17 protein-coding genes are annotated in these 24,170 nt (G+C 67.8%); 9 read left to right on the top strand and 8 right to left on the bottom strand.

Features of this window, described 5'->3' with window-relative positions:
- Nucleotides 1-26: 26 nt before the first annotated feature.
- A complete protein-coding gene (locus F464_RS0103360) occupies nucleotides 27-806 on the bottom strand; it encodes a sulfite exporter TauE/SafE family protein (RefSeq protein WP_018988364.1) in 780 nt (259 codons plus the stop codon).
- A gap of 106 nt (nucleotides 807-912) precedes the next feature.
- Here F464_RS0103360 and cysB point away from each other — a divergent pair, with 106 nt between their 5' ends.
- Nucleotides 913-1,854 (top strand): HTH-type transcriptional regulator CysB, encoded by a 942-nt coding sequence (gene cysB, locus F464_RS0103355; protein ID WP_018988363.1) that lies wholly within the window; start codon nucleotides 913-915, stop codon nucleotides 1,852-1,854.
- Here cysB and F464_RS0103350 read toward each other — a convergent pair.
- The 3 genes from F464_RS0103350 to F464_RS27790 all read right to left on the bottom strand — a co-directional run bounded on the left by F464_RS0103350 (nucleotide 1,842) and on the right by F464_RS27790 (nucleotide 6,578).
- Nucleotides 1,842-2,822, bottom strand: a complete 981-nt coding sequence (locus tag F464_RS0103350; RefSeq protein ID WP_018988362.1) for an asparaginase — start codon at nucleotides 2,820-2,822, stop codon at nucleotides 1,842-1,844. The two genes, cysB and F464_RS0103350, sit on opposite strands and share 13 nt — an antisense overlap.
- A 16-nt stretch (nucleotides 2,823-2,838) precedes the next feature.
- A complete protein-coding gene (locus F464_RS0103345; protein WP_018988361.1) occupies nucleotides 2,839-4,578 on the bottom strand; it encodes a cation:proton antiporter domain-containing protein in 1,740 nt (579 codons plus the stop codon).
- 176 nt (nucleotides 4,579-4,754) lie between these two features.
- Nucleotides 4,755-6,578: an ABCB family ABC transporter ATP-binding protein/permease gene (locus F464_RS27790; protein WP_018988360.1), complete on the bottom strand. Its 1,824-nt coding sequence runs from the start codon at nucleotides 6,576-6,578 to the stop codon at nucleotides 4,755-4,757.
- Nucleotides 6,579-6,664: 86 nt separating this feature from the next.
- Here F464_RS27790 and rmuC point away from each other — a divergent pair, with 86 nt between their 5' ends.
- A complete protein-coding gene (rmuC, locus tag F464_RS0103335) occupies nucleotides 6,665-8,146 on the top strand; it encodes a DNA recombination protein RmuC (RefSeq protein WP_018988359.1) in 1,482 nt (493 codons plus the stop codon).
- Between the two features lie 162 nt (nucleotides 8,147-8,308).
- Here rmuC and F464_RS0103330 read toward each other — a convergent pair whose 3' ends face one another.
- The gene (locus F464_RS0103330) at nucleotides 8,309-9,979 is read right to left on the bottom strand and encodes a glycoside hydrolase family 13 protein (protein WP_018988358.1); all 1,671 of its coding nucleotides are present in this window, start codon (nucleotides 9,977-9,979) and stop codon (nucleotides 8,309-8,311) included.
- Nucleotides 9,980-10,149: 170 nt separating this feature from the next.
- On the opposite strand from F464_RS0103330, the gene F464_RS0103325 reads away from it, so the two are divergent.
- Nucleotides 10,150-11,277, top strand: coding sequence for a glycoside hydrolase family 5 protein (locus F464_RS0103325; RefSeq protein WP_018988357.1), 1,128 nt, complete (start codon nucleotides 10,150-10,152; stop codon nucleotides 11,275-11,277).
- Here the strand turns inward: F464_RS0103325 and F464_RS0103320 are convergent.
- Nucleotides 11,257-13,065, bottom strand: coding sequence for an ABC transporter ATP-binding protein/permease (locus F464_RS0103320; protein ID WP_018988356.1), 1,809 nt, complete (start codon nucleotides 13,063-13,065; stop codon nucleotides 11,257-11,259). The genes F464_RS0103325 and F464_RS0103320 overlap by 21 nt on opposite strands.
- Before the next feature lie 280 nt (nucleotides 13,066-13,345).
- Here F464_RS0103320 and F464_RS0103315 point away from each other — a divergent pair, with 280 nt between their 5' ends.
- Entirely contained in the window at nucleotides 13,346-14,146 is an 801-nt protein-coding gene (locus tag F464_RS0103315; RefSeq protein WP_018988355.1) for an endonuclease/exonuclease/phosphatase family protein, read from the top strand.
- On the opposite strand, the gene F464_RS0103310 is transcribed toward F464_RS0103315, so the two are convergent.
- A complete protein-coding gene (locus F464_RS0103310; RefSeq protein ID WP_018988354.1) occupies nucleotides 14,112-14,807 on the bottom strand; it encodes a carbonic anhydrase family protein in 696 nt (231 codons plus the stop codon). The two genes, F464_RS0103315 and F464_RS0103310, sit on opposite strands and share 35 nt — an antisense overlap.
- 107 nt (nucleotides 14,808-14,914) lie before the next feature.
- On the opposite strand from F464_RS0103310, the gene F464_RS0103305 reads away from it, so the two are divergent.
- The gene (locus F464_RS0103305) at nucleotides 14,915-15,838 is read left to right on the top strand and encodes a LysR family transcriptional regulator (protein WP_018988353.1); all 924 of its coding nucleotides are present in this window, start codon (nucleotides 14,915-14,917) and stop codon (nucleotides 15,836-15,838) included.
- Between the two features lie 355 nt (nucleotides 15,839-16,193).
- Here the strand turns inward: F464_RS0103305 and F464_RS0103300 are convergent, their stop codons facing one another.
- The gene (locus F464_RS0103300; protein ID WP_018988352.1) at nucleotides 16,194-17,324 is read right to left on the bottom strand and encodes a hypothetical protein; all 1,131 of its coding nucleotides are present in this window, start codon (nucleotides 17,322-17,324) and stop codon (nucleotides 16,194-16,196) included.
- 292 nt (nucleotides 17,325-17,616) lie between these two features.
- Here F464_RS0103300 and F464_RS0103295 point away from each other — a divergent pair, with 292 nt between their 5' ends.
- The 4 genes from F464_RS0103295 (at nucleotide 17,617) to F464_RS0103280 (ending at nucleotide 24,163) form a co-directional block, all read left to right on the top strand.
- Complete coding sequence (locus F464_RS0103295; protein ID WP_018988351.1) at nucleotides 17,617-18,318, top strand: TetR/AcrR family transcriptional regulator; 702 nt, start codon at nucleotides 17,617-17,619, stop codon at nucleotides 18,316-18,318.
- 81 nt (nucleotides 18,319-18,399) lie between these two features.
- Nucleotides 18,400-20,889, top strand: coding sequence for an acyl-CoA dehydrogenase (locus F464_RS0103290; protein WP_018988350.1), 2,490 nt, complete (start codon nucleotides 18,400-18,402; stop codon nucleotides 20,887-20,889).
- Complete coding sequence (locus F464_RS0103285) at nucleotides 20,886-22,166, top strand: acetyl-CoA C-acetyltransferase (protein WP_018988349.1); 1,281 nt, start codon at nucleotides 20,886-20,888, stop codon at nucleotides 22,164-22,166. The genes F464_RS0103290 and F464_RS0103285 overlap by 4 nt, the downstream gene beginning before the upstream one ends.
- Entirely contained in the window at nucleotides 22,166-24,163 is a 1,998-nt protein-coding gene (locus tag F464_RS0103280; protein WP_018988348.1) for a 3-hydroxyacyl-CoA dehydrogenase NAD-binding domain-containing protein, read from the top strand. Before F464_RS0103285 ends, F464_RS0103280 begins: the two co-directional genes overlap by 1 nt.
- Nucleotides 24,164-24,170: the final 7 nt, after the last annotated feature.

The raw sequence follows: 24,170 nt of genomic DNA, 5'->3' as shown, positions 1-24,170 counted from the left end.
TTGAATACCTAAAATTCTGTCGCGGCTCACTGGCTCACCAGTTTGGCGCCCACCAGCGCCAGCATCGTTGCCAGGATCGGGCGTAGCACGCGGTCCGGCACCTTGGTCGAAATGTGGCTGCCGATCCAGATGCCGGGGAGCGAGCCGACGATCAGGCTGCCGAGCAGGAACCAGTCGACGCTGCCGAGCATCCAGTGGCCGGCGCCCGCGACCAGCGTCAGCGGCACCGCGTGGGCGATGTCGGAGCCGACAATGCGCAGCGCAGGCATCCGGGGATACAGGAAAAACAGTGCGGTCACGCCCAGTGCGCCCGCGCCGACCGAGGAGATCGTCACCAGGACGCCGAGCACCGCACCCGTCAGGACCGTGAGCCGGGCGGTGCGCGCGGGATTGGGCTGGCCGCCGAAGCGTCGCACGGCGTAAGCCTGGATCTGCTTGCGGAAGATCAGCGCCACTGCCGTCAATAGCAGAGCGAAGCCCAGCGCCACCTTGATGAGTCCGGCCGCGCCGTCGATGCCGCCGGGCGCGAACTTGCCGACCAGCAGCAGGGTGGCGATGGAGGCCGGAATGCTACCGGTGGCGAGGCGTCTTGTCACCGTCCAGTCGACCGTACCTTTCAGGCCGTGAGCCAGGGTTCCGCCGGTCTTGGTGATGGCGGCGTAGAGCAGGTCGGTGCCGACCGCGACCGAGGGGTGGATGCCGAACAGCAGCACGAGCAGCGGCGTCATCAGCGATCCGCCGCCTACGCCGGTCAATCCGACGATGGCGCCGACCGCGAACCCGGCAACTGTGTAGGCAAAATCCATGAAAGTTTCCCCTTTGTATGCTGCAGTGCATCGTATGTGCGACGAACGGGATCAGAAAGATGGTTTGCGTTAAACTTTAAGAAGTTTTGGTTATAAAGAGGTGGTCATGAACCTCCAGCAACTGCGTTACATCCATGAAGTCGCGCGGCGCGGGCTGAATGTGTCCGAGGCGGCGGAGGCGTTGTTCACCTCCCAGCCGGGGGTGTCGAAGCAGATCCGGCAGTTCGAGGCCGAGTTGGGGGTCGATATCTTCGTGCGCCACGGCAAGCGCCTCGTGGACGTGACGGCGCCGGGGCGGCAGGTGCTGGCGATCGCCGAGCGCATGCTGCGCGATGCCGACAATCTGCGGCAGGTCGGCGACGAGTTCACCAACGAGATCGCGGGCGGGCTGTCGATCGCGACGACCCACACGCAGGCGCGCTACGTGCTGCCGCGCGTGATCCGCGACTTCATGCAGCGCTTCCCGCAGGTGAAGCTGTCGCTGCATCAGGGCAGTCCGCGTCAGGTGTGCGACATGGTGATGTCGGGCGAGGCGGACATCGCGATCGCGACCGAGGCGATCGCCGAGTACGACGAGCTGGTGATGCTGCCGTGCTACCAGTGGAACCGCTGCATCGTCGCGGCGCCGCGCCATCCGATCCTGAAGGAACATCCGCTGACGCTGGAGGCGATCGCGCGCTATCCGCTGATCACCTACGACGACGCCTTCACCGGCCGCAGCCTGATCAACAAGGCCTTCCTCGGGCGCGGCCTGCGGCCGAACGTGGTGCTGACGGCGCTCGACTCTGACGTGATCAAGACCTATGTCGCGATGGACCTCGGCATCGGCATCGTTGCGCGCATGGCCTACGATGCCGCGACCGACAAGGCGCTGGGCATGGTCGATGCGTCGCACCTCTTCGAGTCGAGCACGACGCGCGTGGGCCTGCGGCGCAACGCCTACCTGCGCGGCTACGTGTATGCCTTCATCGAGCTCTTCGCGCCGCACCTGACGCGGCGCATGGTGGATGTCGCGCTGGCGGGCGGTGGCGAGGACTACGGGATGTAGCCGTCCGCCAGCAGGCGGTCCAGCGCGGTTGCGTCGCCGCCGGCGAGCGCCAGCATCAGCGCAACGCGCGCCTGGGAGGCGGGCAGCTCGCCGGCGGCGACGGTGCCTGGCCGGTCGTCGAGCGTCTTGCGGTTCACGGCGCCGAGCACGGCGCGGCTCGCGCAGACGACGGGGATGCCGGCGGCGACGGTTCGCGCGATGGGCGTTTCCCATCCGGCCGGCAGGCTGCCGTTGCCGGGCAGCGCGAGGACGATGCCGCGCGCGCCGTTCGCGACGACGAGGTCGACGAGGTCGGGCGGCGTGCCGGCGCCGACGTAGAGCACATCGACGCGCGGCAGCGCGGCTGCGTCCGCGGGAGCGGCGAAGGTCCGGGCCGGCGCGTCGGCAGCGGGAGCGAAGTAGCGCACCGGATCATGGCGGCCGATCGCGCCGGCGCTGGTGCCGGCGAAGGCGTCGAGGCGGTGCGTCTGGCACTTTCTGAGGCCGAGCGCCGGGAAGATCGCTTCGCCGAAGCTCACGAGCGTGCCACGGCCTGCGCTGTCGGGGTGGGCGGCGACGCAGGCGGCGTTGTAGAGGTTCATCGGACCGTCGGCCGACAGCGCCGTCGCGGGCCGCATCGCGGCGGTGAGGACGACGGGCTTGGTGCCGGCGAGCGTGAGCTGCAGGAAGGCGGCCGTCTCCTCCAGCGTGTCGGTGCCGTGCGTGATGACGATGCCGTCGATGGCGTCGTCGTCTAGCAGGGCCTGCACGCGCCTGCCGAGCGCGAGCCAGTGGCCCGGCTCCATGTCCTTGCTGTCGAGCTTGAACAGCTGTTCGGCGCGGATCTGTGCGACCTCTGCGAGCTGCGGCACGGCGGCGAGCAGCGCGTCGGCGCCGAGCGCGCCGGCGGTATAGCCGGTGGTGTCGGTGGCGGATGCGGCGACGCCGGCGATCGTGCCGCCGGTGGCGATCAGTGCGAGCGTGGGCATCGCGTTCCCCTTGGTTTCAGCCTGGACGGAAGACCGCGATGCGGCGCGCGCGTTCCTGTTCGAGCAGGCGGGTCGCGACGTCGCCCGGGACGCCCAGGGTTTCGAACACGGAGCCGGCGAGCTGCAGCCCCGATTCCAGCGTCTCGGGGATCACCACCGTGGCGCCGGCTTCGCGCAGCGCCTGCGCATGCGCTTCATCGCGTGCGCGGGCGGCGATGCGGATGTTGGGCGAGGTCGCACGGATGCCCTTGACGGCGTGCAGCGCGGCGGCGGTGCGGTCCATCGTCAGCACCACTGCGACGGCGCGCTCGAGGTGCAGGCGGCGCAGCAGTTCGGGCCGGCTGGCGTCGCCGAAGTAGATCGGCGCGTCCTCCGCGCGCATCTGCTTGACGAGCTTCGCGTCGGATTCGAGCGCGAGGTAGGGGATGCCCTGTTCGGACAGCAGCTCCCCGATCAGCCGGCCGACGCGGCCGTAGCCGGCGACGATGACGTGGCCGCTGAGCTGTTCGAGTTGCCGGTCTTCCTCGAAGACGGGTTTGCCGACGCGTGTATCGATGCTGTTGCCGAGTTTGCGTCCGAGCAGGGTGAGCGGCGGGGTGATGAGCATCGACAGGCCGACGACCAGCAGCATGAAGTGACCGACCCGCGGATCGATCAGGTCGAGGCCGAGCGCCATGCCGATGACGATGAAGGCGAACTCGCCGCCCTGGCCGAGCATGATGCCGCCTTCGGTCGCGCGCCCCCAGGACAGGCCGAAGAGGCGGAACAGCACGATCAGGATCAGCGCCTTGATCGCGAGCACGCCGATTACCGACAGCGGCAGCAGCAGCGGCTTGGCGAGGATCGCGCTGATGTCGATGCCCATGCCGACGGACATGAAGAACACGCCCATCAGCAGGCCCTTGAAGGGCTCGATCGTGACCTCGACCTCATGACGGAACTCGGTCTCGGCGATCAGCAGGCCCGCGAGGAGCGCCCCCATCTCCATCGACAGGCCGGCGGCTTGCGTGAGCACGGCGACGCCCAGGGTCGTCAGCAGCGTCACGGCCATGAAGGACTCGGACTGGCGGCTCGCCGCGATCTGGTGGAAGAGCGGGCGCACGACGCGGCTGCCGATGAAGTAGATCAGGCCGACGGTGATGACGCCCTTGAGCGCGGCGATGGCCATCAGCGCGGCGACGCTTTCGCCCGACTTCTGGCCCAGCACCGCGACCAGGACGAGCAGCGGCACGACGGCGAGATCCTGGAACAGCAGCACGGAGAAGGTCGCCTGGCCGAGCGGGGTGCCGAGCTCGCGCCGTTGCGTGAGCAGCTGCATCACGACGGCGGTCGAGGAAAAGCTCAGGACGAGGCCGAGCACGACGGACGATTCGATGGTGTTGCCGAACGCGTAGGCGATGCCGCCGATTGTGAGTGCCGACAGGCCCACCTGCAGGTGTCCCAGCCCGAACACGAGGCGGCGCATCGCCCACAGGCGGTCTACGGACATCTCCAGCCCGATCATGAACATCAGGAAGATCACGCCGAACTCGGCGAAGACGGCGACGTCTTCCTGGCGCGAGAAGGTCAGGTAGCGCAGCCACGGCGAGTTGTCGGTGTGCTGGCCGAGGCCGAAGGGCCCGACGATCATACCGACCGCGAGGAAACCGAGCACCGGATTGATGCTGCGCCGCTGCAGCAGCGGGATCAGCACGCCGGCGAGCGCGAGGAAGAGGATGACTTCGTGAAGAAAGGCGGGTGCGTCGTGCGCGTCCATCGGGGGACTTTGTATTTGTATGTGCCGTTATCAAGGCGGCAATCAAATGCCACCGTTCGCCCTGAGCCCGAACGGCATTTAATTGCCAGCCTCATAGTTTAGCGGATCGGTGCGTCCTCAGAACGCGCGGATCACGCTGCCGACGGGGCGATCGCGCCGCCCGCGCAGCGCGGGTGTCACGGATTGGATCCCGCCAGCAGGGCCTCCTCGCGTTCCTGCTGCTGCAGCGCCCACATGCGGGCGTAGTCGCTGCCGCGTGCGAGCAGTTCGGCATGGGTGCCGCGTTCGACGATATGGCCCTGGTCGAGCACGATGATCTCGTCGGCGTTCATGATGGTCGACAGCCGGTGCGCGATCACGAGCGCGGTGCGGCCTTCGGCGGCGAGGTCGAGCTGGGCCTGGATCGCTTTCTCGGTCTTGGAGTCGAGTGCGGAGGTGGCCTCGTCGAAGATCAGGATCGCCGGGTTCTTCAGCAGCGCCCGTGCGATCGCGACGCGCTGCTTCTCGCCGCCGGAGAGCTTCAGGCCGCGCTCGCCGACGCGCGTCTCCCAGCCGTCGGGCAGGCGTGCGATGAAGTCGGTGAGCTGGGCGGCACGCGCGGCGGCCTCCACCTCGGCGCGGCTCGCGTCGGGGCGTCCGTACTGGATGTTGTAGTACAGCGTGTCGTTGAACAGCACCGTGTCCTGCGGCACGATGCCGATCGCCTGGCGCAGGCTCGCCTGCGTGAGCGCGCGCAGGTCGTGGCCGTTCACGCGGATCGCGCCGTGCTGGACGTCGTAGAAACGGTACAGCAGGCGCGCGAGCGTCGATTTGCCCGAGCCTGAGTGGCCGACGACGGCGACGGTACGCCCGGCGGGAATCGCGAAATCGACGTCGTGCAGGATGGTGCGTTTGGGGTCGTAGGCGAAGCCGACATGCTCGAAATGCACGCTCGCCGGGCCGGCGGGGAGCGCGACCGCGTCGGGCGCGTCGGCGACCTCGCGGTGCTGGTGCATCAAGCCGAACATGCGCTCGATGTCGGTGAGCGACTGGCGCAGCTCGCGGTACAGCACGCCGAGGAAGTTGAGCGGGATGTAGAGCTGGATGAGGAAGGCATTCACTAGCACGATGTCGCCGATCGTCATGCTGCCCGCGGCGACGCGGCTCGCGGCCTGCCACATCATCGCCGTGACGCCGACCGCGATGATCGCCGCCTGGCCGATGTTGAGCGCCGACAGCGACTTCTGGTTGGTGACCTGCGCGTTCGTCCATTTGCGCATCTGTTCGTCGTAGCGGCGCGCCTCGAAGTCCTCGTTGTTGAAGTACTTCACCGTCTCGAAGTTGATCAGGCTGTCGATCGCGCGCGCGTTCGCGGCGGAGTCGAGTTCGTTCGCGTGGCGGCGCAGCACGGTGCGCCAGTTGGTGATGCGCACCGTGAAGAAGATGTAGAGGACGAGTGTGCCGAGCGTGATCAGTGCGAACACCGCGTCGTACTTAATGAGCAGGATGCCGACGACCAGCCCGATCTCGATCAGGGTCGGCAGGATGGAGTACAGCGTGTAGCTGATCAGCGAGCCGATGGAGCGCGTGCCGCGCTCGATGTCGCGCGTGAGGCCGCCGGTCTGGCGTTCGAGGTGGAAGCGCAGCGACAGCGCGTGCAAGTGGCGGAATACGCGCAGCGCGATCTCGCGCACGGCGTTCTGCGTCACGCGCGCGAACACGATCTCGCGCAGCTCGGTGAATAGCGAGGTCGAGAAGCGCAGCACGCCGTAGGCGAGCAGCAGCGCTGCCGGGACGACGATGAAGGCCTGGTCGGTGGTGAGCGCGAGCCCGTCGATGAGCCGCTTGAAGATCAGCGGCACCGTGACGTTCGCGCCCTTGGCGGCGATGAGGCAGGACAGCGCGAACAGCACCCGGATCTTGTAGGCCCAGATGTAGGGGAACAGGCTCTTGATCGTCTGCCAGTCGTGGCGTTCGGTCGGCTCGGGGCCGGGCAGTGCAGTGGAAGGTCCGCGTCTCATCAGGCAATTCTAACGTGCGGGCGCTACCATTTCGCCTTTCGCCCGCCCCGCCCGGGGCATGGCGCACGAAACGGGATGGCGGGACGATGGAAAGTGGTTCGGTGGGGGCGGTGACGGCGTTGGTCGCGGTGCTGGGCGGTGTGCTTGCCGGGGCCGTGCTGGTGTGGCTGCTGCTGCGCGGGCGGGCGGCCGAGGCGGCCGCGGCGGCAGTCGAGCAGGGGCGCGCGGAGGTGCGCATCGAGCTCGCGGCGGCGACGGAACGGGTGCGGGCGCTGGAGCAGGGGCGCGCGCAGGCGATCAGCCAGTTCGACGCGCTGCGTCGGCAGGCGGGCGAATGGCGCGACGCGCTCGACGCGGTGCGTGACGAGCGGGCGCAGCTGGCGGAGCGCGCCTCCCGCGTCGCAGGTCTGGAGCAGCAGCTTGCGGCGACCGGGGCACAGCTCGCGGAGGCGCGCAACCGGCTTGCCGAACTCGACACCCGCTTCGACGCCGAGCGTCGCGCCGCCGACGACAAGCTCGCGATGCTGATTGCGGCGCGCGAGAGCCTCACCGACCAGTTCAAGAGCCTCGCCAACGACATCCTCGAGGAGAAGGCGAAGCGCTTCACCGAGCAGAACCAGACCAACCTCGGCCAGCTGCTGGATCCGCTGCGCGTGAAGCTGCACGAATTCCAGGGCAAGGTCGAGCAAGTCTATGTGCAGGAGGGCAAGGACCGCAGCGCGGTGGCGGAGCAGGTGCGCCAGCTGATGGAACTCAATCAGGCGCTGAGCCAGGACGCGAAGAACCTGACGCGCGCGCTCAAGGGATCGAGCAAGACACAGGGCAATTGGGGCGAGCTGATCCTCGAGCGCGTGCTGGAGGCTTCCGGCCTGAGGAAGGGCGAAGAATACGACGTGCAGGAAAGCCACACGCGCGACGACGGTTCGCGCGGGCAGCCCGACGTGGTGATCCATCTGCCGGAGGACCGCCATCTGGTCGTCGACGCGAAGGTGTCGTTGACCGCCTACGAGGACTACGCGAGCGCCGAGGACGAGGGCGAGCGCAACGCCGCGGTGAAACGCCATCTCGACTCCGTGCGCGGCCACATCAAGGGCCTGTCGGAGCGCAACTACCAGGACCTGTACGGCCTGAAGTCGCTCGACTTCGTGCTGATGTTCGTGCCGGTCGAACCGGCCTTCATGCTCGCGGTGACGCACGACCGCGAGCTCTTCATGGACGCGTGGCAGAAGAACGTGCTGCTCGTGAGCCCGTCTACGCTGCTCTTCGTCGTGCGCACCGTCGCCCACCTGTGGCGCCAGGAGGCGCAGAACCGCAACGCGCAGGACATCGCGAAGCGCGGCGCGGAGCTCTACGACAAGCTCGTCGGCTTCGTCGAGGATCTGGATTCGGTCGGCAACCGCCTCGAGCAGGCGCAGAAGGCCTACCACGCCGCGCACAACAAGCTCGCGAGCGGGCGCGGCAACGTGATCCGGCAGGCGGAGATGCTGAAGCAGTTGGGGGTGAAGCCGGCGAAGGTGCTGCCGGAAGCGCTGGTCGAGGCGGCGGAGGAGGGCGGGGACGACTCCTGACCCCCATCAAATACCCCGTTTGCCCCGGGCGCGTTGAAGGGCGGGATCTCGGCAGGGCTTCGACAGGCTCAGAATCGTAGGGCGGATGAGCCGAAGGCGTTATCCGCCGAATGTGCAGTTCCGGCCGCCGCCATCCGGCGGAAGGCGCAGCGCTTTTCCGCCCTACTCGGCCGCGACGCGGTAGACGCGCGCCTCCCACGGCGCGAGGCGCAGCGCGTGACGCGGGCCGTGCGGTGCCACGGGACGGTTCGCGAGCAGCAGGCCCTCCGCGGCGAGCGCGAAGCCTGCGTGGCGGAAGGTCGCGGGGCGGCTGCTGAGGTTGCAGATCACGGCGATGCGTTCGTCGCCTTCGCCGCGGGTGTAGGCGTAGATGCGCGTGCTACGTGGCGCGAGCGCGGTGTAGCGGCCGTGGATCAGCACCGGTTCGCGCCGGCGCAGCGCGATCAGCGCGCGGTAGTGCTGGAGCACCGAGTCGGGGTCGGCCTGCTGGCGGGCGACGTTGGCGCCGCGGTAGTCCTGGTGCGCCGCGAGCCACGGCGTGCCGGTCGTGAAACCGCCCTGCGGGCCGTCGTCCCAGGGCATCGGGGTGCGCGAGGTGTCGCGGCCGGTGCGGCGCATCTCGTCGAGGATCGCGTCCTCGTGCATTCCAGCAGCGCGCATCTCGGCAATGCGGTTGTGCGCGAAGCGGTCGCGGAATTCGTCCAGGTTCGCGAATTCCGCGTTCGCTAGGCCCAACTCCTGCCCCTGGTAGATGAAGGGCGTGCCTTCCATCAGGAAGTACATCGTCGCCAGCGCGGTGGCGCTTGCGCGCGGGTGGCGCTGCGGGTCGCCCCAGCGCGAGACGACGCGCGGCAGGTCGTGGTTTTCGAGGTACAGCGCGTTCCAGCCGCGCCCGTGCAGTGCACGCTGCCAGCGGCCGAGGATGCGTTTCAACGCGAGCACGTCGAGCGCCGCCTGCGGGTGGTCGGACCACAGGTGCCAGTCCTCGAACTGCAGGATCATCGACAGGCGCCGGCGGTCGGTTCCGGTCCACTCCTCGGCCTCGACGGGGCCGATGCCGTTGGCTTCGCCGACCGTCATCGCGTCGCGCCCGGCGAGCGTTTCGCGGCACAGTTCGTCGATGTAGTCGAGGATGCCGGCGACGTTCATGTGGCAGGGGTAGGCGGCGACCTGTGGAAGTCCCTGCGGGTTGGGCATGTCGGGTAGCCCCGGCGCCTTGCGGATGTGGGTGATCGCGTCGATGCGGAAGCCGTCCACGCCCTTGTCCAGCCACCAGCGCATCACCGCGTGGATCGCCGCGCGCACCGCCGGGTTCTCCCAGTCGAGGTCGGGCTGGCGGCGCGTGAAGAGATGCAGGTACCACTGCTCCGTCGCGGCGTCGTGTTCCCAGGCGGGGCCGCGGAAGATGCTCTCCCAGTTGTTCGGCGGATTGCCGTCACGACCGTCGCGCCAGATGTACCAGTCGCGCTTCGGGTTGTCGCGCGAGCTGCGCGATTCGCGGAACCACGGGTGCTCGTCGCTGGTGTGGTTGATGACGAGGTCGAGGATCACGCGCATGCCGCGGCGGTGCGCTTCGGCGAGCAGGCGGTCGAAGTCGGCCATGGTGCCGAACTCCGCCATGATCGCGCAGTAGTCCGAGATGTCGTAACCGTTGTCGTCGTTGGGCGAGCGGTAGATCGGACACAGCCACAGCGTGTCGACGCCCAGCCACTCGAGGTAGTCGAGTCGCGCGAGGATGCCCGGCAGGTCGCCGATGCCGTCGCCGTCGGTATCCATGAAGCTGCGCGGATAGATCTGGTAGACGACTGCCCGTTGCCACCATCTGTCGTCCATCGTGCACGCTCCGTGTGCATCGCATGTCGCCAGTCTGCCGCAGGCGGGCGCTTGTTTCTGTGCAAAACTGCAGGGACCGGGCGTCGGGCGCGCACTACATTATTCGAAAGGGGAGCATCCCCCTCTGCCCGGATGGTTGCCGGCAGGGCAAAACGGAGGAGGGCGAGGACATGGACTGGATCAGCCCCGAGTTGCGTGGCGTCAATCTCGGCAGCTGGCTGCTGCTGGAGCGCTGGATGGTGCCCAGCCTGTTCGAGGGGCTTGCCGCGACCGACGAGACGAGCTTCTGCGCAGAGCTGGGGCCGGCCGCCGCAGAACGCCTGCGCGGACACTGGAACCGCTGGATCACGCGCGAGGACTTCGCGTGGATCGCCGAGCGCGGCCTCAACGCGGTGCGCGTTCCGTTCGGACACTGGATCTTCGGTCCGGACTATCCGTACCACCGCGCTTACGGGGCGAACCCGCATCCCTTCGTCGAAGGCGGCATCGAGGTGCTCGACCGGGCGATGGACTGGGCGGCCGAGTTCGGCCTGCGCGTGATGCTGGACCTGCACGCCGCGCCGGGCTGCCAGAACGGCTTCGACAACGGCGGCATCCTCAATGTGTGCGAGTGGCACACGAAGGCTGAGTATCGCGAGCACGCACTGTCGGTGCTCGAACGCATGGCGCGGCGCTACCGCGGCCATCCCGCGCTGTACGCGATCGAATGCCTCAATGAGCCGCGCTGGGACGTGCCGACCGATTACCTGAAGGACTTCTACACGGAGGCCTACGAGCGCATCCGCCGGCACTGCCCGGACGAGCGCGTCGCCGTGGTGTTCCACGACGGTTTCCGCTCCTTTCGCGAATACGTCGGCTTCATGCAGGCGCCGGCGTACCGTAACGTGATGTTCGACCTGCACCGCTACCAGTGCTTCGACCGCAGGGATATCGACTCCGACATCTTCGCCCACATGGCGAAGGCCGGCGGCGAGTGGCGCGACGAGGCCGACGCGATCATCACCGGGCTGGGCCTGCCGGCGATATGCGGCGAGTGGAGCCTGGGGCTGGACCTGCGCGTCGTGTCGCTGTGGGCCGAGGGGCCGTTCAATCACGCCCTGGAGCACATGGACGCCTTCGAGCAGGACGTCGCGAATCGCGGCTACGCGGCGGCACAGCTCCTCGCCTTCGAAAAATACCTCGGCTGGTTCTTCTGGAGCTACAAGACGGAAACCACGCCGGCGTGGTCCTTCCGCGACTGCGTCGAACGTGGTTGGCTGCCGTCGAGCTACGGCTGGCTAGCGTCCGATCTCGGCTGAAGAGGCCACTGGCGCGGCAATCGACGAGACCTTCTCCGTACCCTCCATCGCGACGGCCGCGCTGCCACGATGGAGCTCGATACGTCGGTGGAAGAAGCCTTCCAGGCCGCCGTGGCGCATCACCGACAGCAGGCTCATGTCCGGCATCTCGTGGTGCAGCATTTCCATGATGTGGGCTTCGCCCGTGGAGTCGAAGGCGTCGGTAGTGTCTTCGAGGAACACCCAGGCGGGCCGCTGCAGGAACAGCCGCGAGGTGCTCAGGCGCTGCTGCGCGCGCAGCGGCAGCACGTGGTTCCAGTCGTCCGTCTCGTCTAGCCGCGGTGCGAGCCAGCCGATGCCCGCGCATTCGAGTGCGCGCTGCAGTTCGCTCGTCGTGTAGTGCTCGGGTGGCTGCGGGTAGCACAGCACCGCGCGCAGCGTATCGGTCGGCAGGAAGGGGCGTTGCGGCAGGAAGGCCATCTCCTGGCCGTCGGGCAGCAGGATCTCGCCGCGGCCCCACGGCCACAGCCCGGCCACCGCCTTGAAGAGCGCGAGCGTCACGTGCGCGTCGCCGACGATCAGGATGCGTTCGCCGCGCCGCACGGACAGGTCCAGGTCGCGGAGCAGCGGCTCGCCGGCGGGCGTGTCCAGCGACAGGCCGCGCAACTGGAGTTCGGGCCGGGGCGAATGCCCGAGCCTGATGCGCGACGTTTCGCCCCGGCTGTCGATGAGATCGAGCTTCACCATGTCGTGATGCAGATTCACGACACGCCCCGCGGACGTGCGCCACATCGCGATCTCGCCCAGCTTGTCGATCGGCCACGACAAGGCCGAAGCCAGGCGCTCGAAAGCCTGGGCGGACTGCATCAGGCCGCCCAGCGTCAGCGCGCCGACGATGAACTGCGGCGCCGCGATGAGGATCGGGAAGATCGGCATCAGGTTGCCGTAGGCGGTCGAGAACGAGACGATGCCGAGGTAGGCCAGTGTCTGGCGGTCCCAGACGCGCGCGACGTCGCCGAAGAGTTGCACGGCGCTGCGCCTTTCCATGCCCTCGCCGTGGGCGATCGCGATCGCCTCAGCGTTCTCGCGCGCCCGCGCCAGACTGAAGCGCAGGTTCGCCTCCACACTTTGCAGGCGGTTCGTCGCGCGCACGAGCGGCCGGCCGAGCAGGTAACCGATCGTCGCGCCCCCGCCCGCATAGATGAAGGCCAGCAGCACCATGTAGCCGGGTACCTGGAATTCGCTGCCGGGGATCGGTGCGCTGCCCGAAACTTCCGCGAGGATCGCGATGAAGCCCCAGCCCACCAGCAGCGAATAGGTCAGCGAATGCGCGAGGCTGATCGCCGCTTCGGTGGCGATGCGGATGTCCTCGGCGATGCGCTGGTCGGGGTTGTCGTGCTCGCCCTTGATGAACTGCAGGCGGTAATGGCGCGAGTGCGTCATCCACTGTCCGACCAGGTTGGCGGTGAGCCAGCGCCGCCAATCGAGCTGCAGCCAGCGCTTCACGTGCATGTGAACCGCGGTGACGGCCATCGTCAGTGCGAGGATCAGCGCAAAGACGAGGATCTGATGCAGCAGCGCGTCGAGCGAGCGGGCCTCCAGCGCATCGAAGAAGGCGCGGTTCCAGTAGGAGGTCCACATCACGAGCGCGACCTGCCCTATCGTCAGCAGCAGGAAGGCCAGCGTCGCCCCGGCGATGAGCCAGCGCCGCTCGGACTTCCAGTAGGGCAGCGCCAGGCGGGCGAAGCGCCGCACCGCATGGCCGGGGGCGGCGGGTGGGGAAGCCGATGAGGGCTCGGCGGGTGCCATCAGCGGTCTCGCGCCGGTTGCGAGTCGGACGCTTGCGTGCAGGCGACCGTGCCGCTGCGCACGACCGTCCGTGACGGTGCCGGCGTGCTGCGGTCGAGCGTCGCTGCAACGATCATCTGGCCGTCCCCGTCACGCGAAAGTATTGTTGCACTGCTTAGACTAGCGCAATCGTACTCGCGTGGACCGTGATCTAGTGGTCTGCTTCGCAAGTCGGGCGAAGCAGGATTGCGGCGCGCCTCATCGGGGGGCGTCGGGCCCTCGCGTCGCACGGGAGGAGAGCATGCAGCTCGGGGTGATGTCCTTCAATATCCGCTGTGCCTCGGCGCCGGACGGCGAGCACGCGTGGGCGCAGCGCAAGGCGCTGGTGATCGAGCGCATCCGCGCCTTCGACCCCGACCTGCTCGGTCTGCAGGAGTGCCGCGACGACGAGCAGGCCGCGTTCGTGCGCGCCGCCCTGCCTGACTACGAATTCGTCGGCGTGCCGCGCGGCGGCGCGGGCGATCCGGCGATCGAGATGGCGCCGCTGCTGTACCGCCGCGCCGCCTTCGACGAACTCGCGCGCGGCCACTTCTGGCTCGCCGACGACCCGGACACGCCGGGTCGCCAGTCCTGGGGTGCGGCCTATCCGCGCACCGCGAGCTGGGTGCGGCTCGTGCCGCGCGACGGCAGCGGGAGCCGCTTCACCTTCCTCAACACGCACTTCGACTACCAGGGCACGGCGCGCGAGGAGTCGGCGCGGCAGCTGCGCGACTGGGCGCAGGCGCTGTCGCGGGAGGAGGGGCTGATCGTCACTGGCGACTTCAACTCCGAACGCGACTCGGAAACCTTCCGCGAGCTCACCGCCGGCGGCGTGCTGCGCGAGGTGTTGCAGGAAGCGGGCGCGGCGGTCGGCACCTATCACGACTACGGCCGCGCCGCGGTGCGCGAGGCGATCGACTGGATCCTCGCCTCGCCGCACTTTCGCACCGTGGCGGCCGGCGCCGACACCTGGTTCTCGGGCCGGCGCTATCCGTCCGACCACTTCCCGGTCATGGCGCGGCTCGCGTTCAGCCAGCCCGGGAGCGGAGCTCGCCGGCAATGAACTGCATCGACGCGTTGTCGTGCAACCAGGTGTCGTCGAAAAACGTCACCTCGCCACTGGCCAGGTCGTGTTTGCCGCCGATGATGCCCACCTGGCCGTCGGCGATCATGTGTTCGAGGATGTAGCTGCGGTTCACGATCGAGCGCACCGAGCGGCGCACGTTCAGGTCGGCCACGTTCTCGACGAACACGGCATTCTTCGAGTTGCGCTGCGCCGGATCCGGGGTCCGGCTCTCTTCGTACACGGCCGGCTGGATCTTCGACAGCAGCTCGGTCAGGTTGCCGAGCTCGACGTGGTCGCACGCGCCCTTGATTGCGCCGCACGAGGTGTGCCCGAGCACGACGATGAGCTTCGACCCGGCCACGTGGCACGCGAATTCGAGGCTGCCGATGATGTCGGTGTTGATCACGTTGCCGGCGATGCGCACGGAGAAGATGTCGCCGAGGCCCTGGTCGAAGATGAGTTCGGCCGAGGTGCGGCTGTCGATGCAGCTGACGATGGTGGCGAACGGCCACTGGCCGTCGCGCGTCTCGTTGGCTTGCTGCAACAGGTCGCGGCTCATGCGCAGGTTGTTGACGAAGCGTGCGTTGCCCTCCCGGAGGAGCTGCAGCGCAAGTGCCGGGGTGACGGTGGCCTGGGTTTCGGACGTATGGGTTTTCATGGCGGGGCGCAGCTCAGCTTCGGGCAATTGACGTTGGCCGCGATGTTACCGAGGGGTGAAAATAATAAATAATCGATATTAGTGATGATGTGCATCGAGAAAACTCTATGAACGCCACCTTCCGTCAGCTGCGCCTCTTCCTGGCGCTTGCAGAGCACGGCAGCGTCACCGCCGCCGCCGCGGCCTGCCACGTCACTCAGCCGACCGTGTCGATGCAGCTGCGCGAGCTCGCCGATGCCGTCGGCCTGCCCCTCTACGAACAGATCGGCAAGCGCCTCTATCTGACGGCGGCCGGCGAGGCGCTCGCGGACACCGCGCGTGCAATGCTCAACGAATGGCTCGCGTTCGAGCAGGGCATCGATGCGATGAAGGGGCTGGAGCGCGGGCGGCTGCGCGTCGCGCTCGTGAGCACCGCGAAGTACTTCGTGCCGCGCCTGCTCGGCAGTTTCTGCGCCGAGCACCCGAACATCGACATCGCCCTGGAGGTGCTCAACCGCGACGGCGTCGTCGCCCGCCTGCGCGAAAACCGCGACGACCTCTACATCATGTCGATGCCGCCCGATAACCTCGATCTCGAGCAGCATGCCTTCCTGCCCAACCCGCTCGTCGTGATCGCCCCCGAAGGGCATCCGCTGGCGGGGCAAGGGCTAGAACTCGCGGACCTTTCCGTCGAACGCTTCATCCTGCGCGAACGCGGTTCCGGCACGCGCCTCGCGTGCGACGCGCACTTCGCCCGCAACGCCTTCGTGCCGCAAGTGCGCCTCGCGCTGGGCAGCAACGAGGCGATCAAGCAGGCCGTCGCGGGCGGCCTCGGCCTCGCGGTGATCTCGCGCCACGCGCTGGCGGCGCGCCCCGGCGACGACCAGCTCGCGATCCTCGACGTCGCAGGCTTCCCGGTGCAGTCGAGCTGGTTCACGCTGTACCCGCGCGGCAAGCGCCTGTCGCCGGTCGCGACGGTGTTCCTGCAGCACCTCGAAAGTACGGCCCGCGAATGGAGCGAGCGGCGCGGCATGCCCCGGTCGTCCGAATGAGCCTGGATCGGCGCGGGCGGCACGCCCTGCGCGTGTTTCGCCGCGGCAATTCGCGCCCCGCGGGACGCGATGGATGCGCTTAATAGAAACCTCACGAGCGGTGTCAAGAACGCGAAGGCGTGCTTGGAGCCTCCTTCGGGGAGCAGTTTTGTGCCTAAATCAAATGCGAGATGCCTCAGACGATCGATGGGAGTACGACTGAAAATAAGTTCTGCTCTGGCCCTCAGGCATGATGAGGCGCTGAAATGGCCTCTAGGCGCGGCGAATGAAAACGCCCGTTCCAACGTGTAATCACGGAACGGGCGTAATTCGGGCATCGTGTCGGTCACAGACCAACCCCGCTGCCGAGCTCATGTCACGAGTCTGAGTCTTCGATAGTGCTGTATAACTCGTCCGCAGCCAGCCTCGCGATGGCTTCCTCGGCAGCATTTATGGGTTCGAGTTCTACGCCAGCGCGCCTCACACCTACGAACATAGGGCCGCCACGGTCGTCATCATAGCTTGACCCGTCCTCGTGGATAGCCTCGTTCTGGTCCTCGGTCAGATCCTCTCCAAGCAGTTCAGCAAGGAACACCCAAGTCCAGCAGCGTACCAAGTCTTCGCGATCGTATTCATCGATCAAGCGGCGCATGGCTTCGATGTCACCTGAAGTGGCCGCCTCAGTTAGCCACCGTTTTGCATCCAAGGTGCGATCGAGTCGTTCGGCGATGCGCGCAATACGGTCCGGGGCTGCTTTGACGGGGCCGCCTTGTTGCTCAAAAAAGGTCGGATCACCGAAGCGTTCGGCAAGCTCCAGAAGAGCATCCTGATGACCTCGTTTGGCTGCCTCACGGAGGTGAGAAACATACTGCCTTTCACTATCCAGTCGACGTGCGTATGCGTCGGCCCACTCCTTTTCAACGCCGGTCAGTACGCGTCCGCTCTTGCTCTGGTTGTACCAGTAATCGCTTCCCACTCCCAGACTGTCCAGGTCATCTTCTGACGGGTCATGAATCAACGCCAAGGCATAGTGCGCGCCGGCGTTGCCACCGCTGGCTGCGGCGTTCAGTCCGTCAAGCATGAGGGGGGACGCGAGCATGTCAGAAGAAGATCTCCAACGTACTTCAGTTGCGCTCGTATCGTCCTCGTCATCGATCCAGGATCCACGCCCTAATTCATCTTTCAGGTAGCCGATCAAGCTGTTGATGCCGATGACGCCGATCTGCCGGTCTTCAAGGCCGGCCGGCAGTTCAGACGCGACCGTCGTTGCAGCGACGGTCGAGTAGCCCAATTCGAGGCAACGATTCCTGACGCGATCCGAATGGCCGGCGGTTCGTCGGTCATACAAGGACTGTTCGGTGAACACTGCAGTCGCGCAAAGCGCTGCGTAGGATCTGAATCCGAAGGACGCAGCCAGCAGCTCGTAGATGTGGGTCCGTTTGAAATCCGTCCCAGTGCTGGTTTGGAGGTGTTTCTGGATCTCGAACGCGAGCTTCTTGATTGTCATTTTCAACCTTTCCTCAACGCCGCGCCAAATTCGGGTCAGGCGCACACGTTTAAGTCCCCGACGGCGAGGCTTATAGAGAGGTTGGTAATGACAGAAACGACGCCTGCTTTTACTCGTGTGCAAGTAGGGTGGGCACCCGCTGGAAATTCTATCGTTATGACATGTTGTGGTCCAGTGCGTCATTCACGATGGGAGGCGGAGTTTTCAAGTCTTTGCATCCGTCGATCAGTATTTCTTGACATGCTATCAATAAAACGTATGATTCAATCAATCGTTTGATTCATGGTCTGTCATGCGCGCACCTACGGAACGCCAGCCCGCCCCGGAAACCAGCGACCGCATCCTCGATGCGGCCGAGGCGCTGTTTGTCGAGCACGGCTTCGAGGCGACGACGATGCGCATGATCACGAGCCGCGCGGACGCGAACATCGCCGCGGTGAACTACCACTTCGGCAGCAAGGACGCACTGATTCAGGAGGTGTTCAAGCGCCGCCTCACCGAGCTGAACCGCCAGCGCCTGGCGAAGCTCGACCGGCTGGAGGCGGAAGCGAAGGGTGCGCCGCTCAAGCCCAGCCGCATCGTCGAGGCTTTCTTCGGCACCGCGCTGGAGATGGCGGCCGACACCGAGCATGGCGGCCACACTTTCATGCGCCTGCTCGGTCGAACCTATACGGAACCGAACGGCTTCGTGCGCCAGTTCCTCGCCGAGGAATATGCCGAGGCAGTCGAGCGCTTCCTCACGGCGCTGTACCGCGCGCTGCCCGACGTGCCGCGGGAGGAAATCCTGTGGCGCTTCCATTTCATGATGGGGGCGATGTCCTACGCGATCGCCGGCACCGATGCGCTTCAGCTCTTTGCCGGCAAGTTCGACGACGCGGCCCCCGAGCGGCTGTTGCCGCGCCTGATGTCCTTCCTGCTCGGCGGGCTGCGCGCACCGTTGCCGGGGCAGGGTGTGCCGGGGGAAAACGGCAAGGGCGCGCCGACGCGCCCGTGAATTGAATGCAGGCCCGTCCGGGGCGGCGCAGACCGTGGCCGGCCGGACGCAGGCGGAACGAATACGATCGAGGAGACGACAATGATCTGGTGGTTCATCGCTTTGCTCCCTCCCTTGGCAATCGCGCTCGCCTACGGGCGAGCGCCCCTTTTTGCCTGGGCAGGGGTCGGGTTGGTCTGGCTGGCGGCGGCGGGTTGGGCCGGGGGGTGGGCGCCGGCGGCAATCGTCGCGGCGCTGGTGGTCTTTGCCGGCGTGATGGCGGTCTTCCTGCTGCGCCCCGTGCGCCGTGCGCTCGTGACGGCGCCCATCTTCCGCGCCTTCCGCGCGGCGTTGCCGTCGATGTCGCAGACCGAGCGTGACGCGCTAGAGGCCGGCACCGTGTGGTGGGAGGGCGAGCTCTTCCGCGGCGCTCCGGCGTGGTCGACGCTGCTGGCCTATCCGTGGCCCAAACTCACGCCCGAGGAGCGTGCCTTCCTCGACAACGAGACGAGCGAGCTGTGCCGGCTCACCAACGACTGGCAGGACAACCTGCGCCAGGACCTCTCGCCCGAGGTGTGGCAGTACATCAAGGACCAGGGCTTCCTCGGCATGATCATCCCGAAGGAGTACGGCGGGAAGGGTTTCTCGGCCTACGCGCACTCCCAGGTCGTGACCAAGCTGTCGACGCGCGCCTCGGCCCCGGCGATCACGGTGATGGTGCCGAATTCGCTCGGCCCGGCCGAGCTCCTGTTGCACTACGGCACGCCCGAACAGAAGTCGCACTACCTGCCGCGCCTCGCGAAGGGCCTCGAGATCCCGGCCTTCGCGCTGACCAGCCCGTGGGCGGGCTCCGACGCCGCGTCCATTCCCGACGCGGGCGTCGTGTGCAAGGGGCAATGGCAGGGGCGCGAGGTATTGGGCATGCGCGTGTCCTTCGACAAGCGCTACATCACGCTCGCGCCGGTGTGCACGGTGTTCGGCCTCGCCTTCCGCCTGTACGACCCGGACGGCCTGCTCGGCGCCGAGCCGGACCTGGGCATCACCTGCGCGCTGGTGCCTTCGGAGCATCCGGGCGTCGACACCGGTCGCCGTCACTTCCCGCTCAACGGCATCTGGATGAACGGCCCGGTGCGCGGGACGGACGTCTTCATGCCGCTCGAGTTCATCATCGGCGGGCCCAGGATGGCCGGGCAGGGTTGGCGCATGTTGATGGAGAGCCTCGCGGCGGGCCGCTCGATCTCGCTGCCGGGCTCCAACACCGGCATGCAGAAGATGACGGCGCGCGCGGTCGGCGCCTATGCGCGCGTGCGCTACCAGTTCAAGACCGCGATCGGCCGCTTCGAGGGCGTCGAGGAGGCGCTGACGCGCATCGGCGCGAACACCTATCTCAGCGACGCCGCGCGCGTGATGACCGCAGGCGCGGTCGACCTCGGCGAGAAGCCCTCGGTGGTGTCCGCCATCGTCAAGTACCACGTCACCGAGCGCGCGCGCCAGACCGTCAATGACGGCATGGACGTGATCGGCGGCAAGGGCATCTGCCTCGGACCGCAGAACATGCTCGGGCGCGCCTACCAGCAGATCCCGGTGGGCATCACCGTCGAGGGCGCCAACATCCTCACGCGCAGCCTGATCCTCTTCGGCCAGGGCGCGATCCGCTGCCATCCCTATGTGCTGGACGAGATGCACGCGGCGCAGGCGAATGACCTCGCCGCCTTCGACGAGGCCTTGTGGGGCCACGTCGGCTACACTGTGTCGAACGCCGCGCGTGCGCTGGTGATGGGCATCACCGGCTCGCACTTCGTTGCCGCACCTGGCGACATCGCCCCCGAAACGCGGCGCTACTACCAGCAGCTCACGCGCTTCTCGGCGGCGTTCGCGTTCATTTCCGACCTGTCGATGGGCACGATGGGCGGCGCGCTGAAGCGCAAGGAGAAGCTCTCCGCGCGCCTCGGCGACATCCTGTCGCTGATGTACCTCGCCTCCGCGGTGCTGCGCCGCTACGAGGCCGAAGGGCGGCAGGCGGCCGATGCGCCGCTGATGCACTGGGCGATCTGGGACTGCATGTTCAAGGCGCAGAACGCCTTCGAAGGCGTGATCGCGAACTTCCCGAACAAGCTCTTCGCGACGCTCCTGCGCCGCATCGTCGTGTTCCCGCTCGGGCGCCCCTACGTCGTGCCGTCCGACCAGCTCGGCCACGAGGTCGCGAAGCTGCTGATCGAGCCTTCGGCGACGCGCGACCGCCTGACCTCGGACGTGTATCTGACGGACGACGTCGAGGAGCCGGTCGGCGCGCTGGAAGCGGCGCTCGCTGCGACCATCGCCGCCGAGCCCATCGAGGCCAAGGTGCGCCGCGCGCAGAAGGAAGGCCGCTTCGAACCGGGCCTGACGGTCGGCGGTGGCGTCGATGCGGTGTGGCAGCGCGCCCTCGAAGCGGGGGTGATCAGCGCCGACGAATTCGCGCTGCTGAAGCGTCGCGGCGAGCTGCGCGACAAGGTGATCCGCGTCGACGATTTCCCCTACGACTTCGGCCTGCGTGCCGCGCTCGCGCACATCGAGCCGCAGGCGTCCGCATCGGTCAAGGCCGCGGCATGACGGAAGACGTCTACATCATCGACGGCGCACGCACGCCCTTCCTGAAGTCGCGCAACACGCCGGGGCCGTTCGCGGCCTCCGACCTCGCGACCGCGGCGGGGGCAGCCCTGCTCGCACGCCAGCGCTTCGCGCCGGACCAGCTCGACGAGGTGATCCTGGGCTGTGCGAGCCCTTCTCCGGACGAGGTCAACATCGGCCGCGTCGTCGCGCTGCGCATGGGTTGCGGGCAGAAGGTGCCGGGCTGGACCGTGATGCGCAATTGCGCCTCGGGCATGCAGGCGCTCGATTCGGCGATCGCAAACATCCGGGCCGGGCGCTCGGCGCTGGTGCTCGCGGGCGGGGCGGATGCGCTGTCGCGCGCGCCGCTGCTGCTCTCTGATGCAATGGTGCGCTGGCTCTCGGGCTGGTACGCGACGAAGACCCTCGGCGAGAAGGTCGCCGCGCTGCGCCGCTTCAAGCCCGGCTACCTCGCGCCGGTGATCGGCATCATGAAGGGCCTCACCGACCCCGTCGTCGGCCAGCTGATGGGCCAGACCGCCGAGAACCTCGCGCACCGCTTCGGTATTTCGCGCGCCGAGATGGACGCCTTCGCTGCGCGCAGCCACACCCGCGTGCTCGCCGCGCGCGAGGCCGGGCATTTCGGAGAGATTGTGCCGCTGATCGCTGCCGACGGCACGGTGTATGCGGATGACGACGGCGTGCGCGCCGACTCGACACCCGAGAACCTCGCGAAGCTGAAACCCTTCTTCGACCGCAGGTACGGCCGCGTGACCGCCGGCAACAGCTCGCAGATCACCGACGGCGCAGCGTGGCTGATCCTTGCGTCCGCGGAAGCGGTCGAGCGCCACGGCCTCGTGCCGCTTGGGCGCATCACCGACAGCCAGTGGGCGGGCCTCGACCCCGCGCAGATGGGCCTCGGGCCGGTGCATGCGGCGACACCGATGCTGCAGCGCCACGGCCTCGCGCTCGGCGACATCGATGCATGGGAGATCAACGAGGCCTTCGCCGCGCAGGTGATAGCCTGCCTGCGCGCGTGGGACGATGCGGACTACTGCCGCGACGAGCTGGGGCTTGCGGATGCCCTCGGGCGTCTCGGCGAGGTGAAGCTCAACATCGATGGCGGCGCGATCGCGCAGGGGCACCCGGTCGGCGCGAGCGGCGCGCGCATCGTGCTGCATCTGCTGAACGTGCTGCGCCGGGAGGGCCTGAAGCGCGGCATCGCCAGCATCTGCATCGGCGGCGGGCAGGGTGGTGCGATGCTGGTGGAGGCGCTGTGATGAGCGATTTCAAGCATCTGGTGCTCGCGCGCAAGGGCGATCAAGACGGCCTCGCGTGGCTGTACCTCGATCGCGCCGGCGCGAGCACCAACACCTTGTCGCGCGAACTGCTCGACGAACTCGCCACGGTCTTCGCGCAGCTCGAAGCCGATCCGCCGAAGGGGCTCGTCATCGCTTCGGCGAAGCCGGCCGGCTTCGTTGCCGGCGCCGACATCGAGGAATTCACGCGCATCGACTCGGCGCAGGGCGCGCGCGATCTGGTGCAGCGCGGCTGGGAGCTCTTCAACTGGCTCGCGCGGCTGAAATTCCCGACGCTCGCGCTGGTCCGCGGCCACTGCCTCGGCGGCGGACTGGAGCTCGTGCTCGCATGCCGTTACCGCATCGTCGTCGACGAACCCGCCACCAAGCTCGCGCTACCCGAGGTGATGCTGGGCATCGTGCCGGGCTGGGGCGGCATGAAGCGCCTGCCGGCACTGATCGGCCCGGCGGCGGCGCTCGACCTGATGCTTACCGGCAAGAGCGTCGACGCGCGCCGCGCGAAGAAGCTGGGCCTCGCCGACGAATGCGTGCCGCCGCGCGTGATGGAGAACGCCGCGCGCATGCTCGTACTCTCCGGCCAGACGCCGCGCGCGCTGCCCGTCATGCAGAAACTGCTGAACGGCCCGCTGAAGGCGCTCGTCGCGAACAAGGCCCGCCAGCAAGTCGCAACGAAGGCGCGGCGCGAACACTACCCCGCGCCCTACGCGATCCTCGACATCTGGCAAAAATACGGCGGCAACGCGCTCGCCGTGCCGGCGGAGGACCCCGCGTCGCTCGACGCCATCTTCCGCTCGCCGACCGCGAAGAACCTCGTGCGCGTGTTCTTCCTGCAGGAGCGCCTGAAGGGATTTGGAAAAGACAGCGACTTCGCGCCGCGCCACGTGCATGTCGTCGGCGCGGGCGTGATGGGCGGCGACATCGCCGCGCTGTGCGCGTGGGCCGGCATGACGGTGACGCTACAGGACCAGTCCGTCGAACGCATCGCGCCTGCCGTCGCGCGCGCGGCGAAGTTCTTCGAGCGCAAGGCGCGCGGCGACAAGCGGCAGGTGCGCTTCGCGCTCGACCGCCTGATCCCGGACCCGGCCGGCAACGGCGCCGCGCGCGCGGACCTCGTGATCGAGGCGATCTTCGAGAACCTGGAAGCCAAGCGCACGCTGTTTGCGGACATCGAGCGGCGCGCGAAGCCCGACGCGGTGCTCGCGACCAACACCTCCAGCCTGCGCATCGAGGACATCGCGACCGCGCTGGCGGACCCGCGCCGCCTCGTCGGCATCCACTTCTTCAACCCCGTCGCGCTGATGCCGCTGGTGGAGGTCGTGCACGGAGAGGGGGCGGACGAGGAGGCGCTGCGCCGCGCGGCGGCCTTCGTGCGGCGCATCGACAAGCTGCCGCTGCCGGTCGCGAGCGCGCCCGGCTTCCTCGTGAACGCCGTGCTGGGCCCCTACATGCTGGAGGCGCTGCGCTGTGTCGAGGAAGGCGTCGCGCCCGAGACGGTCGACGCCGCGCTCCTCGCCTTCGGCATGCCGATGGGGCCGGTCGAGCTGGTCGATACCGTGGGCCTCGACATCGCGGTCGCGGCCGGCAAGGCGCTTGCGGGTGCGGGGGCGGAGCCGCCGCGCCGGCTGATGGAGCTCGTTGCGGCAGGAAATCTCGGCCGCAAGAGCGGGCAGGGCTACTACCGCTGGGCCGACGGCAAGGCGCACAAGGGCGCGGCGGGGACGATCCCTGCCGGGCTCGCGGAGCGCATCGTCGCCCCGCTCGTCGCGGCGGCGCGGCGTTGCGTGGAAGCGGGGGTGGTCGCGGATGCGGATCTCGCCGATGCCGGGGTGATATTCGGGACGGGTTTCGCCCCCTTCACGGGCGGGCCGCTGCATTATTCCCCGGAATCGGGGAAAACTTTGTCCGGCAAGGCTTCCGACGGTCGGGTTGGTGCTATCGTGCATGCTGGACGAGCATGAGGAGAGT

The organism is Aromatoleum toluclasticum ATCC 700605 (assembly GCF_000378245.1).
Taxonomy (GTDB): domain Bacteria; phylum Pseudomonadota; class Gammaproteobacteria; order Burkholderiales; family Rhodocyclaceae; genus Aromatoleum; species Aromatoleum toluclasticum.
This window is presented reverse-complemented; position numbering and strand designations above follow the sequence as displayed.

Coding starts and splice junctions, on each gene's coding strand:
- F464_RS0103360 (WP_018988364.1), bottom strand. CDS start 806: ATGGATTTTGCCTACACAGTTGCCGGGTTCGCGGTCGGCGCCATCGTC.
- cysB (WP_018988363.1), top strand. CDS start 913: ATGAACCTCCAGCAACTGCGTTACATCCATGAAGTCGCGCGGCGCGGG.
- F464_RS0103350 (WP_018988362.1), bottom strand. CDS start 2,822: ATGCCCACGCTCGCACTGATCGCCACCGGCGGCACGATCGCCGGCGTC.
- F464_RS0103345 (WP_018988361.1), bottom strand. CDS start 4,578: ATGGACGCGCACGACGCACCCGCCTTTCTTCACGAAGTCATCCTCTTC.
- F464_RS27790 (WP_018988360.1), bottom strand. CDS start 6,578: ATGAGACGCGGACCTTCCACTGCACTGCCCGGCCCCGAGCCGACCGAA.
- rmuC (WP_018988359.1), top strand. CDS start 6,665: ATGGAAAGTGGTTCGGTGGGGGCGGTGACGGCGTTGGTCGCGGTGCTG.
- F464_RS0103330 (WP_018988358.1), bottom strand. CDS start 9,979: ATGGACGACAGATGGTGGCAACGGGCAGTCGTCTACCAGATCTATCCG.
- F464_RS0103325 (WP_018988357.1), top strand. CDS start 10,150: ATGGACTGGATCAGCCCCGAGTTGCGTGGCGTCAATCTCGGCAGCTGG.
- F464_RS0103320 (WP_018988356.1), bottom strand. CDS start 13,065: ATGGCACCCGCCGAGCCCTCATCGGCTTCCCCACCCGCCGCCCCCGGC.
- F464_RS0103315 (WP_018988355.1), top strand. CDS start 13,346: ATGCAGCTCGGGGTGATGTCCTTCAATATCCGCTGTGCCTCGGCGCCG.
- F464_RS0103310 (WP_018988354.1), bottom strand. CDS start 14,807: ATGAAAACCCATACGTCCGAAACCCAGGCCACCGTCACCCCGGCACTT.
- F464_RS0103305 (WP_018988353.1), top strand. CDS start 14,915: ATGAACGCCACCTTCCGTCAGCTGCGCCTCTTCCTGGCGCTTGCAGAG.
- F464_RS0103300 (WP_018988352.1), bottom strand. CDS start 17,324: ATGACAATCAAGAAGCTCGCGTTCGAGATCCAGAAACACCTCCAAACC.
- F464_RS0103295 (WP_018988351.1), top strand. CDS start 17,617: ATGCGCGCACCTACGGAACGCCAGCCCGCCCCGGAAACCAGCGACCGC.
- F464_RS0103290 (WP_018988350.1), top strand. CDS start 18,400: ATGATCTGGTGGTTCATCGCTTTGCTCCCTCCCTTGGCAATCGCGCTC.
- F464_RS0103285 (WP_018988349.1), top strand. CDS start 20,886: ATGACGGAAGACGTCTACATCATCGACGGCGCACGCACGCCCTTCCTG.
- F464_RS0103280 (WP_018988348.1), top strand. CDS start 22,166: ATGAGCGATTTCAAGCATCTGGTGCTCGCGCGCAAGGGCGATCAAGAC.